Raw genomic sequence first — 14973 nt, 5'->3', positions numbered from 1 at the left:
GCTAAAATATAAGTATTTCCCACTCCGGCGCAATCCCATAATCACTGTTATATGCCCCGGGAGCCGACGCCATATAAATGTTCGGTACATTATCGCTTATGGGCTGTACAAATCCTTCCAGCTTTTTCAACTGGCTTCCCCGAACATTTACCGTATAACGCTGGGCCTTACGTATCAATGTTTTTATCTTGGCAGCGTCGGATGTTTCCTGAATCGCTGTGATAAGTTCCCCGCCCTCTTTATATGGGACAATCACGCCGAATGACTCATCATCTATCACCCGGTAGGCCCTGCCTGCCGTTTGATAGGCCTGATTCATAAGGTTCTTAATTTCTTTGGGCATAAATCCTTTGGACAGCAATTCCACCACATTTGTATCCAATGCTTCTATAGGAAAATTCATTTTGTCCGCCCCATCTGAATATACTGTTTTATAATACTCGTCCATCCACCTGGGCATTAAAATGCTGTCTGGTTCCCCACTGCGGTTATACAGGCAAATTACATTCTCAGCAGCCCCTATATTTCTCTGCAATTCTTCCATATTGCCGCTGTTTTCTCCCTCCAGGGCAATCAAATATATCATCCCCCACTCCAGTTCCCCATTTCTGTTGCACCGTCCCGCCGTCTGCGCCAGGCTGTCTAAGCCTGCCATAGAGCGATAGACACATTCAAAGGAAATGTCTACCCCGGCTTCAATCAAATTGGTGCTGACAACCACGATATGTTCCTGCTTTTTGGCAAGGGTCTTTTTGATGGATGCTATCTTATCACTTCTATGTTCTGCACATAAATTGGTGGTAAGATATTCTACATTAATATTCTGCGCCTTTAACATATCATATAGCTTCCGAACAGCGGATTTGGTATTCAATACCACAAGAATAGACTGATATTCTGCTGTCTGCCTGACAATTTCATCTTGAAGGCTCTCAAAGGTATGTGCCCGTTCCATCCCGGCCGTGCAGATTTTCACCCGTTCAAACTTATCAAACCAATTGCTTCTGTTTTTTATCATGTATTCTGGCTCGCTGTAACAAATCGGGCACTCCGCCTCTTCCAGGGTGGGCTGAGTCGCCGTACATAGAATTACGTTGGTATTGCATACTGCATTCAGAAAGTTAATCATATAGTTAAATGTATTGACGCACTTTAACGGCATTGCCTGAACCTCGTCAATAATGACAACCGCATTGGACAGACGGTGCATCCTTCGGATAGATTCCTTTTTATCCGAAAACAATGTATTCATGAACTGGACAAAGGTGGTGCAGATAAACGGTTCTTCCCAATTGATATCATATTTCAGCGATTGGTTCCTGCGGTAATCCTCATGTTCCGTTTCCTCACTTCTGATTACCGCCGAATGGTGTTCCAGTATCCACTCGTCATTGCCGATTGCATCACGGAATACCTGGGCGTTTTGTTCTGTGAGGCTGATAAAAGGCGATACGTAAATAATACGCTCTGTCTCTGGATGACGCTGACAGTATTCCAATGCATAGGCAAGGCTGCTCAGCGTCTTTCCGCCGCCGGTAGGAATGGGCAGGCAGTATATGCCAGCCGGATGTTTCGCAAATCGGATACATTCTTCCTGGAGGGCATTTCTTCCGTCAAATATATTTTTCTCTTTCTCCGTTAATTTAGAACCATCTACAGATTCCTTCTTTTTCCGCATATATTCCGCAAAGTTTTCCCCAGCCTGTCCAAATATCTCTTTTCCCGCAAATTCGGATTGTTTGTACAAGGTATCCACATTTCTCATAAAATCTGATGTGGACTCCCAGTCGGAATCAATTAAAATGGACAGCATCAGACGCTGGAAACACGCAAGCAGGAATAATTTGCAGTCAAGCAGCATTTCCCTTGCATCTTCAGGAAATTTAGCCTTTAATAAAGGCTTTAACTTGAACCATACTTTTCCTATTTTGTTCCATACCAACTGAAATTCATCCGACGCCTCTTCAAAAAGCTTGTCAAATTCATATTCTTCCAGGTAATCCCGTTCTGCGTTTCTGCAGGCCTCCTCATATGCATCCACCTGGCTTAGCTTTTTGGAAAATAAATCACTATGTTCGATATCAACACAATCAAATAAGCCATGATGGGCCGCGATTGCATAGGAAATCATTTCAACCATATATTTCCTGCTGCCGTACGCCGCATGGTGCATGTCGTAAACATATTTTGCCCCTGTGGAGGCATGTTTTACCGTCCCTTTTAATCTCCACCTTACATTTTCATCTGCCTGCAGGTAATCAGAAAATGATTGCTTGTTTTTTCCCATATCATGGAGTAGGCCGCACAGCGACATAAGCTGCGGTATGCCGCACTCTTTTCCTTTTTCACTGCATAAAAATACTGTCTTTTGGGTATGTTCCGCTACAGATTCTTTCCGATGGACTCCATCGTCCGAGATATGTGCAATCAAACTGCTCCCCTCCTTTATCATTTATAAAATCCCTCTATGTTCCAAATTCTTCCATCAATACTCTAATTATGCAGTGATACTAGAAACCTGTCAAGGAAATCCCAATGATTTTTGTAATATTTTGTCACCTGGATGAAAAACGATATGTTCATGCCAGCATAATAAGTTCACCTCAAATTTCTTATTTTTTGTTTACAATCGTTCCACTTTCCTGTATACTTGTATCTGTGAAAGCATAAAATAATAATGTGCCGCAGGCTTGGTATTTATTTATAAATGCTGTTGTCCAAAGGTACAACATAATTGATTTCAAAAGGGTTTTCTGTACGGTGTCTGTTTACAGGTGCTTTAGTCAGAAAATTCTTTTATTTATGGCAATAGAAAGTTTGCGGAGCATGCTTTCTATTGTTTTTTCCATTTTAAATAATCATAAATCCTAATTAACCTGCGTATATCTGAACGTTCATTAGCCCCAACATTTTGAAGGACGTTTACATCTCCTTCAAATATTTCTTTCAATACATCCTCTAACTCATCTACACCCATCTGCTTTTCTTCGAGATGAGCAATTAATCTTAATGCCTTACTGGTTGAGAACTTCTCTTGTTCCCAAATCTGCTTTACAGATTGATAACCTCCCAAATACTTTCTGTTATTTTTTATCGTTTTTGAAATAATTGAATCAAAATCCTGCTTTTTCGCTATTTCTTTACATTCTGGAAAATCCTTAGCAGCTTCCGCCAAATATTTATTCAATGGCAGCTTACCCGAATTTTGCCTAATCAATTTAGGGAAAGCATGCTCTAATAATTCATCTGCTGAAAACTCCAAATCATTCAAAATAATATTTCTATACCATTCATTTGCATCAAGCCCGCTAAGTCCTTTCAGTCCAAATGTAGAAGCTTTTCCTATTGCAAGTACCAAGTCATCATCCTTAATACGTTCATCATCAATAGATGCTACTCGAAGGTTTGCTGTCGGCATATTTGTAATGGTATATTCATACAATTCCTTTTTAAATCTGCCTAAAATCACAACCGGCAGTTTAGCTTTTTTATTTTTCAACACATTATAAAGTAACATGAAATTATCTAATGTCACTTTTTTCATTGTTAAAGGCTTATTTCCAATCATAATGGTATATGGAGTCACCTCTGCTCCCACCATTCCCGGCTTATATTCAATAAATACAAATCTATCCTTCAGCAGATTAACCTGACTTGCATTCAAACAATTCACAATAGACTTAATAATGCCCTGAATATTACTATCACCGATAGAATATCCCATAAAAATAATAGGATACTCCATGAATATTGTCATTAATTTAGCCGCAAGGTAAGTACTTTTTCTTTCAAATTCTATATAATCTTCCTCATTAATTACAATACTTTCCGGCACTTCAACAGAGCCATGTATTTTGTATATTTCAGCAACACCTTGTATGGCCGAAAAAATAAGTTGAGATTGTCCTACATATTTGGTAAACCCTTTAAAGCAGCTTTCTAAAAGCGAATCATAATTAGTTGTAATGACGCCTGCAATGTTCTTTTCTGAAATTTCCGACAGTTTATCTAGTTCATCTTTGTAATTCATATTAACAATGGATTGTTCTTTTATATATTCAGCCATTTCCGCCTTAAATGGAGATAAGCCTTTATGAATTTCTTCTATTAAAGTTTTATCTATTGTCCGTATTTGTTCCTCTGAAAACCATTTTCTATCAAAATCCTGTTGTATAAGTTCAGCCACTTTGGGCATTATCCCTAATTTGCACTCCATTGTTTTTGCCCTGTTTTCATATGAATCATATGCAAATTCATCATTAGAAATACTCTCAGCAAAATATTTTAGCAACCCTTTCCAATCTGGCAGATTTAGATATCTTCTGGACATTCCGGATCCAATAAACAAAAAGGGCGTTGTATTAAATTTATTGATAACATCTTCTATTGTCATTTTTCCTCCCAAATAAACCTAACCGTTTTCTTCCCCTAATTTCAAATGTTTGATTATATCATAGAGAAACTTGAACATAAATTGATGATACAAGCTGCTCACCGCTTCCTTGTAAACTTTATGCTTTAGCAGCAAAAATTCTTGTCAGCATAACTATTATCAATATCATATTCATTAGTAGTATAATTATAAGTATATATAAATTGGTGGAAAATGTCAAGAAAAAAATCATCAGCTCTTGAAAAATGTTCGTAAATCACTTAAACTATCTATGTCACTTTACAAAGTGTGGATTGAAATATTAGCAGTACCATTATGAGTTTCGCTTTGGTCTGTTGTTTTAGTAGATGAACATTCTGCTGAAGCAGCAGACTTATTTTCTTAAAAACAAGAGAAAACCCCTATCACGAACTTAGGAAATGTTCAGAAATAACTTGTGATATTGCTGAACGGTTCCTTAACATAAGTTTTATTGCCGTCATCAAAGATTTTTTTCAATTCCCCATAATGAATGAAACCAGATAAGGAGAAAACTCAAAATTTTGTTTAAGACAGTAGACATAACAACGTGGAGTGAATATCTTATCTGGAGAAAATAGAAAATGGCAAATATATTATTTGAGAAACTGGGCGGCAAATATGAGCGGCAAGGAGATTACTTAATACCATGCTTGACTGTACTCGCCGAAGAAGAACAGCCGATAGGCACATGGGGACAGCGGCATCTGGACTATCTGAAGCAGTATCGCAAGGTTACATACACCAATCTTCTCACAAACGGCAAGCTGAATACATACCTTGCCGACATCGATAGGCAGGCACAGGAACGCTTTGAAAGGCTCATAGAGGGCATGAAACAAGCGCAGGGCATAACGGAACGCCTAAAGGAAGAAAATGCCTTAGAATGGGTACAACACTTAAATAACATAAGGGCATGTGCGAGACAGATTGTGAACGAGGAAATTGTTTTTGCATAAGTACAGAAAGGCGGCAGAAAATTGCCGCCTAAAAATTTTCCGAAAAAGTCTTGCTTGTTACGTTGCGTAATGATTTATAATATGTTTCAGGAGGTAAAGGACTATGGCAAAATACAGGGCAATCCCAAATGGATATATGACAGTTGATTGATACCAGATAAGGATAAAAATAGATATGTATGGGCAGGAGCATAGACTTTCTCCTGCCACGCCTATATTTAGGCGGTTTGACGTTTGGTACGTTTTCCGTATTCACGTTCTATTTCCCGCATTTCTTCATCCGTTGGAATATCAACAATCCCGACATAGGAATAGTAGATGTCAATATCCTGTGTCCGTTTCCCGTCTTTTTTCTCGCATTCATGGACTACGATTTTATCCACAAAGGTATTTAAGATTTCGGGCGTTAGCTCGTCAATACGAGTATATTTTTGGGTGACGGCAATTAGCTTGGAAACATTGGTTGCTTCTGTGTCGGCTTCGCTGACTTCGGATTTCAAGGTTTCGATTTTGTGTTTTAGCTGTTCCTGCTCAGCTTCATAACCATCTGACAGCTTGTAAAAGCGTTCGTCATTCAGCTTTCCGTTGACATTATCTTCATAGATTTTGCGGAACAGGCGGTCAAGTTCTTCCATGCGCTTTTCGTCTTTTTCAATCTGTTTCTGCTTTGCGTATAACTCGTATCGGCGTTCCGCAAGGGTAGTGTCAATCTGCTGTCGGATAAATACCCTTTCAAACTGCTGTAAATAGGACAGGAAATGCTGAAGCTGTTTTAATACCAACTGGTATAGGACATCTTCTCTGACTGCTTCGCATCGTGGTGTGCCGACCAGTGCGGCTATCTGGAAAGCGGCATCATCCCGAAATTCTCCCTCTGCTCGGACGGTGTAAACTGGTTCAAGGGCAAAAGGCAATGGCAGGATAAGAACTATGAGCCGCAGGCAGGCGACCTTATTTTCTTTGATTGGGGGAGCGACGGCTCAATCGACCATGTGGGAATCGTGGAGAGATGCGAGAATGGAACGGTCTACACCGTGGAGGGTAACTCTGGGGATGCCTGCAAACAGCAGAGCTATCCAGTCGGGAGTGGCTCAATATACGGCTACGGAGTGCCAAACTATTAGCAGGGCAGGGCAAAAGGAAACCAGAGGGACTTAATCCTTTGTCTGTTCCTTTGCCTTACATAAGGCAATTACTTTAAAAAAGGTTAGATAAAAAACACCAGAATAGGTTTTTGATTTTTTGAAATATCATAGTTGCTCATAATATAACAAAATGACTATTTGAATAGTTGACACCACATGACTATTGTGATAGTATACTCAAAAAGAACTATTGCAATAGTCATTTTAGGAGGTGCAGAATGAGGATGAAGTTATTTGATTCAGAATTAAAAGTGATGGAAGTATTATGGAAAGAGGGAAACATTACAGCAGGACAGATTTCAAAAATACTGAAAGAGGAAATTGGCTGGAATAGGAATACAACTTACACGGTGATAAAAAAATGTATAGAGAAAGGCGCAATCGAAAGAATTGAACCTAAATTTATCTGCAAGGCAATGATTTCCAAAGAAGACGTACAGGCATATGAAACAGCGGAATTGATTGAAAGGGTATTTGACGGTTCTAAGAAAAAATTTTTTGCCGCTTTGTTGTCTGAAAAAACCTTGACACATGATGAACTGCAGCAATTAAAGAATTTGATAAACCAGATGAAATGAGGTGAAAAGTATGTTGCTTAAAATGAGCATCTCAAGCAGTATATTGATTATCTTGATTGTTATTTTGCGCTTTGTTGCTTTAAACAGGCTGCCGAAAAAATTTTTTGTGCTGTTGTGGAATATTGCAATACTAAGATTGCTGATACCCTTTGACTTACCGATGCATTATGGACTTGCTTCACCTATGACAAAATTAGCGGATAGTGGCATCAGTCACTATAATACTGCCAACAGTCCGCTTATAACAGAAACATTAAAAGAACCAATTACTGATACAACAGTAGCATTATCTTTAAACAACGTCGCATGGATGACGATTGTTTGGGCAGCAGGTATGGCAGTCATGCTTGTGATTTTCGGGGTATTATATTGGAGAGAATATCAAAAAATACGGACAGCATTACCTATTTCAAAAGAAAGCGATGATTATTTCAGGTCAGTGACAACGATTCCTAAACGTGTAAAGTTATTGGTATCGGACAGAATCTCAACACCTTTAACGTATGGAGTTTTGTCACCTAAAATTATATTCCCGAAAATTTTTAAACTTTCGGACAACACGAAAATAAAATATGTCCTTACGCATGAAATGATACATATAAAACGGTTGGATAATCTTTGGAAAATAATTATCCTTATAGTGGTGAGCATACACTGGTTCAATCCTTTCGTTTGGATAATGTATCGGCTTCTCAACCGTGATATTGAATTATCATGTGATGAAAAAGTGGTTGCTCTTTTGGGAGAAACAGCAAAAAAGGAATATGTTACGACGCTTGTAGATTTGGCGGAAAAGCAGTATCATTGGTCGTTTATCTCAAATGGATTTGGAAAGAACGCCATACAAGAAAGGATTGTGGCAATCATGACGTTTAAAAAAGCAACTTGTTTAAGCATAGGCTGCACAGTGGTTTTATTAGCAGGCGCGATTACAGTATTTGCACAAAATGATTTTAAAGTGGCAGGTACTGATGCTGGTACAATGTCTAAAGCCCACATTACGGAAGACAAAAAAAATTATTTGGAAAAAACTGAAATCGAAGATGGTGAGTATTTACATCATGGAATTACAGTTATCAATGGAGCTTATTATTACCAAGGCGTGCGCATCCGCATATTCATGGATTTAAGGGAAAACAAATCTTTTGAAACTTTCAGTTTTGATAAGGAAGGAACCGTTGATATACGGTTAATACGGTCAAAAAATAATTCTATTAAAAAAATTGAGTATCTCACAAAAGAAGAAGCAGATGAAATCCTTAGTGATTTTGAAGATAGCGAGTTGGATGGGCAGACGGAAGAACAGCATACGGGTGTGATAACCAGATTAGCAAAAGAAGAACTTCCGAATAAGGTTATAGATGCCATAAATTCTTGTGATGATGAAAAATGGTATGTGATTAATGACAAGGAATATCAATATGTTTATTTTAATGGTTTGACTGCCAATTATGCTTTCCAACCAGAGATTTATGCTGACAGCCATAGCGGGACTTTACAAATATATGATATGGGTACTTCAACTAAAAATTATGTATTGCTTGAAATTGAACGGAATATTTCACTGAAAATTTTATACAACCATTCGCAAGTTTCATATACAGAAATAGCTTTATGATGGAAACATGGTATTGAAACTGGTATGCCATAAAGAGCGGATAAAGGAGGATAATTTCAAATGAAAAGAAAAACAATTTTTTCAATAGTTACAATATTTATTTTTATATTCATGGTTTCTATGCCAATAGCTGCATCTGCAAAGGGTACGCCATCTAGTAAGCATGTTTCTGAATATGCCCAATTAGGTATTATAAAGAAAGATGATGCGTTCTTTTATAAAAATAAGCGTATCCGTATTTTTTTTGATGAAAGGGCTGACCGTTCTTTTGAATACAGCTTCGTGGATATTGATGGAACAATTGATATACGTCTGTTGAGAAATAAAGCTGGAGATATTAGCAGGCTGAAACGGATACCAAAAAAGAAAGCGAATAAAATATTGAAAGATATGCTTGGTTTTGTTCCAAAACACCCCACTGAAAATACGAAACCTCACAAGAAAAAAGAGTATACTGATATTGAGCGTTGCCAGCTTAAAGATGTCCCTGTCGGAATTAAGAAAGTTATTAAAAAAAGATGCACTAAGAATAAATGGTACATTATCAAATCTTCAAATAGAGATTATGTATATTTTAAAAAAGTGCCAAAAGACTTTGCATTCCAAATTATCGGCAAAAATTTAAATATACATGATATAGGGAAAAAGAAAAAAAATGGTTCTGTACTGCTCTCTATCGGCAGGAATTTTAATTTTACTCTCACTTATAATTCCAAGCCAGTAAAAACCATTATTATAAAAGCTAAATAGAAAGAAACGACTCAAGCAAATGTGTCTGCGTGGATATTTGGCGATTATCACGAGAGTTAATACCCCGCTGTTCACAGCGGGGTATTGGTTTATTAAAAAAATTCATTTATTTTAGTGCTTGCCAAAATTTATAGATATATTATCTATTTATGTAATGATATTTTTTACATATTTTGTTCTTTCTATAATCATAGGTAGGACAAGCCCACCAAATAAAAAAAACGATGTTCGGGTGGGCTATTTCGTCATACCCTGACCACCCTCCGACTTCGCTTTTTGAAGTTTGGAGGGATTTTTATTGCCTGCAAATAGCAAATTCTATTTACATATATCATATCGGGGATGGGCGGACAGCCTGTTAAAAAACTCCTCGTCAGTACATGGGGGCTTTGTACCCTGCAAGTAGAAGTCATATTTCTACATATTGGAACTAAAATCTCTCTAAACCGTAAAGGTCACGGAACCTTTGCGGTTTTTCTTTTGTCGTTTTTTATCGGAATGTGCCGAAGGGCTGTTTCCGCTGTTGGCTGCCGTTCGCCGCCTATCCAATCTGGATTATTACATTTCAAAAATTCAGATTGGAGGAAAAAAGAATGGCATACAACAACGGACGGGAGAACAGGAAATGGCTTATCTGGAAAGAAGCCGAGGAAAAAATATTGAGGGAACACGGAGTTGATGAAACCACCATTGAACAAATCCGCACAGACGACAGGGCAGACTTCAATTCCAACAGGCGGTTTTACCATTGGACAAGCGACTTCGGTGAATACCTTGAGGGGATGGCAGACAGGGAACAGAATACCGAGCTAAAGACGGTTGCTGATTTACTGGACGAGATTGAGGACGAAACTCTGTATCGGGCATTGCTTACGGTGGACAGGCGTACCCTGCAAATCATCCTGCTGAAAATGCAGGGCTATTCCACAAAGGAAATCGCCCCGCTTGTGGGATTGACAACGGGTGCTATCTATGCAAGGCTAGACCATCTGCGGAAAAAGCTGCGGAAGATTTTATAACCAGCTAATAAAGGCAGCTTTCTGGCGGGCTATTGGGTGGGGGATAAAATTTCCCCACCCAATTTAAAATTATATGAATAAAATTCCCGTCCACAGGGAATACTAAAAAGTTTGCCCAAAGTATTGACATGGGTACAGCCGCTATGGTATTCTGAAATACCCATGAGGGAATTGGAAGATTGAAAATGAAATAGCACATAGATGGAAGAATGAAATGTCAGCCAATGGATAAGGCTGACTGCCGCCGAACGTAAGTCGTCCTTTTCGGCTGGCGTATGGCAGCAAGGTTTTGAATCCCAAAGCCGTTACATAGCATTGCGAATCTGAGCAGGAGAAAACACTCCTGTCATTCGTGGTGCGGTGTGGCGGCTTTTTCATTTATCCAAAAGTCAAGAAAAATCGAATCCAGAACGGAGGTGGAAGGACATAGGATTTTCTTTTCGGCGGGTAAGGCAGGTATGGAAGAATACTGCTGCACAGGAAAAATGCTCTGCGGCGTTGTCCACAGAGATAGCGAGCATCGGATTGTGTCAGCCACAATCCCGCCCACACAAAACAAGTGGGCGTAACTTACTCAGGGGACAGCCCCTGTTTACCCCGAAGAAAGGAATTTAAGACTGGAGGATTAAGGAAAATGAGCAAAGAAAAATCAGAAAAGGGCGTGCGGAATGTCCCGATTACCGTCCGATTGAACGAGGGAGAACATGAAAAATTAAAGCAGTGCGCCGCCGCTTGCGGTCTGTCCGCTGCCGAATTTATGCGCCAGTTATGCAAGGGAAACGCCCCGCAGCCGAAGCCAAAAACCGAGTTTTGGGAACTGTTAAACAAGCTCTATGAAGTGCATGACGCTTTCAAAAAGTGTGTTCCCTACTATCTAACCGCCGCCGAAATCTGTAAGGAGATTGAGGATTTTATCTTAGAACTGCAACAGAAAATAACTCTCCCACTACGATTTAATGTAGAAGAACTGATGGAACAGGGGGCGGTCTGATATGGCAACAACGAGCTTATGGCATATCAAAGGGCGGCTGAAAGACCTCATTGATTATGTGGAAAATCCAGAAAAGACCATGCCGAATGAAGATATGCAGGACTTCTTTGACGTGTTCTCCTATGTGAAGAATCCGTTAAAAACAAACGAGGGCGAGTATGTTTCCGCAATCAACGCTCTGAAAGAAACCGCCTTGCAACAGATGATTTTGACAAAGAAGCAGTACCAAAAGACAGGCGGATATATTGCATGGCACGGATACCAGAGCTTCAAACCAGACGAGGTAACGCCCGAACATTGCCACGAAATCGGATTAAAATTAGCAGGGGAAATGTGGGGCGATAAATACCAGATAATTGTTGCCACTCATCTTGACAAAGGGCATCTGCACAATCATTTTTGTTTCAACTCTGTTTCTTTCATAGACGGACAGAAATATAATTACTCAAAATCAGAACAGAAAAGGTTGAGGGAAGCGTCCGACCGCTTATGCCGAGAGTACGGTTTATCGGTGATTGAAAACCCCAAGAAAGCACCATCCAGACCGCTTTATCTGGACGAAAAGAACGGAAAACCCACACGGTACAATGTCTATCGGGAGGATTTAAGGGAGGCAATCAATGGGAGCAGGGATTTACAGCACATGATGAAATACCTTGCCGATAAGGGATATGAGGTTGATTTTTCGGGCAGCCATTGGAAAATGAAGCTGCCGAAATACAAACATTTCACGAGATTAGACACGCTTGACGAGCGGCTAACCCCCAATTTCATACAGTCATGTTTAGGCGGGGCTTCCCGATATGGGAACTACAAAGCAAAGATTTCCTACTCTCCCCATATGCCAGAACAGTATAAAAATGCATGGAAACCACATCAAAAAACCACGGGGATTTTAGCGTTGTATTACTACTGGTGCTATCAGTTGGGGATATTCCCCAAAGGCACGGACTACAAGCCGACAAGCCCGCTGATGAAAGAGGAATTGCGGAAGTTAGATGCAATCACCACACAGGTACGGTATATGTCCAAGCATAACATTTCCACCCTCTCCGACTTACACGCCGACAGGGAGAAAAACCAGACCGAAATGAATAAACTGATTGACTACCGCCAGCACGTGCGGAACAAGGTACGCCGTGCCACACCAGCCGAAAAAGAAAAAATTCGGGAAGAAAAACGGTGCGTGACGGAGCGGATAACGGAGCTTAGGAAGCGGCTGAAATATGCAGACAGGATTGAAAAACGCTCCGCACACATTGATGACTGCTTAAACCAAATCTACGACACGATTGAAAATCAGCGGTCAAACCGACAGAAACAGCCAGTTAAAACAGCACGCAGGAGGGAGGAACCATTGCGATGAGCAGACTGTCCGAGGAAGAAATACAGGCGATTATGGAGGAATACAAGGACGTCCCTATGGTAAATCCAGACAAAATATATCCCCCTCTGCCGCCTGTCCAGAACGTCACGCCCCTTGTCCGCATCCCAGAGCCGATGAGCCTTACCGAGAAAATCGGCGGCACGGAATACACCGTCAACGCCCATTTCCGAAAAGACGGGCGGGACTTGCTTGTAATGCTTACGGATATTTTTCGGCGCAGCGCACAGGGATATGGATTTTATGATAATGAGAATTGGGGTGATGACGACGGGGAATAACAGGCAGCGGAAGAATTATCACTTTAAAGCGTTGAAGTTTAAGGGCAGATGTGGTATACTGTACCTACACTTCACAATACCGTGTCTGCTGTCGGAAAGGAGAGCTTTATGAAAAGACAGCAGGAAGAATTCACGGCATTATATTGTAGATTAAGCCAAGATGATGGGCGGGAAGGTGAAAGCAACAGCATTGTAAACCAGAAAGAATATCTGATGAAATACGCAAAAGAACACGGTTTCCCTAACCCGAAATTCTACGTGGACGACGGCTATACGGGTACGAATTTTGACCGCCCAAGCTTTAAGGAAATGTCGTCGGACATTGAAAAAGGGTTTGTAAAGACCGTCATTGTCAAAGACTTATCACGCTTCGGCAGGAACTATATCGAGGTCGGCTCATACTCCGAAATCATCTACCCCGAAGCGGGCGTGAGGTTCATCGCCATCATGGACAACGTGGACACGGGCAGCCTTGAGAGCAACGAATTTGCCGCCTTTACCAACCTTTTTAACGAATGGTATCCCAAAAGCACGAGCAAAAAGGTAAAGGAAGTCAAGAAAGCGAAAGGGCTTGCAGGCGAGCATTTGGGCGCACCGCCTTATGGGTATTTGCGGAATCCAGACGATAAAACACGTTGGCTTGTGGACGAGGAAGCGGCGGCAGTTGTCCGCAGGATATTCTCACTCTGTATACAGGGAAAAGGCGTGTCAGCCATTGCCACAGCCCTCTGGGAAGACAAGGTGCTTACCCCGTCAGCCTACAAGGTGTCAAAGGGAATCGGCGTTGCAAAAAAATCGGAACATCCCTATAACTGGGAAACGTCTATGATTGCATCCATTCTGGAAAATGTGGCATATATCGGCGTGACGGAAAGCTTTAAATCCACCCGTTTAGGCTTCAAGAGCAAAAAACGCATCCCAACCGCAAAGGACAGGCGGACGTATATCGAGGACGCCCATACGCCCATCATTGACAGGGATATGTGGGAAAAAGTGCAGATGATACGGGCGAACAAACGCAGACCGACCAAAAGCGGAACGACAAGTATCTTTTCGGGGCTGCTCTATTGTGCCGACTGCGGGGCGAAACTCAGCTTAGCCACAGCAAACGGATATGAGCATTTCCGTTGTTCCATGTATAAAAGGACGAGCAGGGCAAAGGAATGTACACAGCACTATATCCGAGAGGACGCATTAAAACAATTAGTTCTGAAACAGCTCCAGCAGTTCCTCTCCTATTTACAGCAGTTTGAGCGTGTGTTTATCCGACAGCAGATTGACGCCACCCTTGCAGAACGCAGATACGAGTTATCCGCAAAGCAGAAACAGATAGAAAAGGACGAAAAGCGGATAAAGGAGCTTGACCGCCTGTTCCGCAAAATCTATGAGGATAATGTCAACGGAAAGCTGAATGACGAACGCTTTTACAAGCTGTCGGACGGATATGAAGCCGAGCAGGAACAGCTAAAGCAGGAAATCGAAACCTTGACAGCCGAGGTCAGCGAAGCCGACACGGAAGCGACCAATGTCACCAAGCTGATAGCCGTCACCAAGAAATACACCCGCATCGACGAGCTGACGCCCGAAGTCCTAAACGCATTTGTGGATAAAATCGTAGTCCATGAGCGTGAGAAAAAAGACGGGAAACGGACACAGCAAATCGACATCTACTATTCCTATGTCGGGATTGTGGACATCCCCACGGATGCGGAAATGCGGCAAATGGAACGAGAATATACGCAGCGTACCAAACGTCAAACCGCCTAAATACAGGCGTGGCAGGAGAAAATCTATGCTCCTGCCGATACATATCTATTTTTTATCCCTATCTGGTTTA

12 protein-coding genes and 1 pseudogene are annotated in these 14973 nt (G+C 40.9%); 10 read left to right on the top strand and 3 right to left on the bottom strand.

Annotated elements, in window-relative coordinates:
- Position 1: 1 nt before the first annotated feature.
- The gene (gene cas3, locus E5329_RS04740) at positions 2-2431 is read right to left on the bottom strand and encodes a CRISPR-associated helicase Cas3' (RefSeq protein ID WP_168356522.1); all 2430 of its coding nucleotides are present in this window, start codon (positions 2429-2431) and stop codon (positions 2-4) included.
- Between the two features lie 402 nt (positions 2432-2833).
- The gene (locus tag E5329_RS04735; protein ID WP_135988441.1) at positions 2834-4393 is read right to left on the bottom strand and encodes an SIR2 family protein; all 1560 of its coding nucleotides are present in this window, start codon (positions 4391-4393) and stop codon (positions 2834-2836) included.
- 602 nt (positions 4394-4995) lie between these two features.
- Between E5329_RS04735 and E5329_RS04730 the strand changes: the two genes are divergently transcribed.
- Entirely contained in the window at positions 4996-5370 is a 375-nt protein-coding gene (locus tag E5329_RS04730) for a TnpV protein (RefSeq protein WP_016306758.1), read from the top strand.
- A gap of 218 nt (positions 5371-5588) precedes the next feature.
- On the opposite strand, the gene E5329_RS04725 is transcribed toward E5329_RS04730, so the two are convergent.
- Positions 5589-6152 carry a DUF4368 domain-containing protein gene (locus tag E5329_RS04725; RefSeq protein ID WP_275443001.1) on the bottom strand — a complete coding sequence of 188 codons (564 nt, stop codon included), beginning with the start codon at positions 6150-6152 and terminating at the stop codon, positions 5589-5591.
- A 24-nt stretch (positions 6153-6176) separates the two neighbouring features.
- Between E5329_RS04725 and E5329_RS04720 the strand changes: the two are divergent.
- The 9 genes and pseudogenes from E5329_RS04720 to E5329_RS04675 all read left to right on the top strand — a co-directional run.
- Positions 6177-6494, top strand: a pseudogene (locus E5329_RS04720) (CHAP domain-containing protein); the annotation flags it as partial.
- Positions 6495-6733: 239 nt separating this feature from the next.
- Complete coding sequence (locus E5329_RS04715) at positions 6734-7093, top strand: BlaI/MecI/CopY family transcriptional regulator (protein ID WP_016306761.1); 360 nt, start codon at positions 6734-6736, stop codon at positions 7091-7093.
- A 10-nt stretch (positions 7094-7103) separates the two neighbouring features.
- Entirely contained in the window at positions 7104-8711 is a 1608-nt protein-coding gene (locus tag E5329_RS04710; RefSeq protein ID WP_135988439.1) for a M56 family metallopeptidase, read from the top strand.
- Between the two features lie 60 nt (positions 8712-8771).
- On the top strand, positions 8772-9461 hold the full coding sequence (locus tag E5329_RS04705; protein WP_016306763.1) for a hypothetical protein: 690 nt from the start codon (positions 8772-8774) through the stop codon (positions 9459-9461).
- 593 nt (positions 9462-10054) lie between these two features.
- Complete coding sequence (locus E5329_RS04695; protein WP_016306764.1) at positions 10055-10480, top strand: RNA polymerase sigma factor; 426 nt, start codon at positions 10055-10057, stop codon at positions 10478-10480.
- 634 nt (positions 10481-11114) lie between these two features.
- Positions 11115-11471 (top strand): plasmid mobilization protein, encoded by a 357-nt coding sequence (locus E5329_RS04690; protein WP_135988438.1) that lies wholly within the window; start codon positions 11115-11117, stop codon positions 11469-11471.
- Between the two features lies 1 nt (position 11472).
- Positions 11473-12837 carry a relaxase/mobilization nuclease domain-containing protein gene (locus E5329_RS04685; RefSeq protein ID WP_135988437.1) on the top strand — a complete coding sequence of 455 codons (1365 nt, stop codon included), beginning with the start codon at positions 11473-11475 and terminating at the stop codon, positions 12835-12837.
- Entirely contained in the window at positions 12834-13136 is a 303-nt protein-coding gene (locus E5329_RS04680) for a hypothetical protein (protein ID WP_016306767.1), read from the top strand. The genes E5329_RS04685 and E5329_RS04680 overlap by 4 nt, the downstream gene beginning before the upstream one ends.
- 108 nt (positions 13137-13244) lie before the next feature.
- Entirely contained in the window at positions 13245-14903 is a 1659-nt protein-coding gene (locus tag E5329_RS04675; protein ID WP_168356521.1) for a DUF4368 domain-containing protein, read from the top strand.
- The last annotated feature ends 70 nt before the right edge of the window (positions 14904-14973 follow it).

Origin of the sequence: Petralouisia muris (genome assembly GCF_004793545.1) — a bacterium.
GTDB lineage: Bacteria > Bacillota > Clostridia > Lachnospirales > Lachnospiraceae > Petralouisia > Petralouisia muris.
The sequence above is the reverse complement of the archived record's forward strand: the minus strand, read 5'-3'. Positions and strand labels throughout refer to the sequence as shown.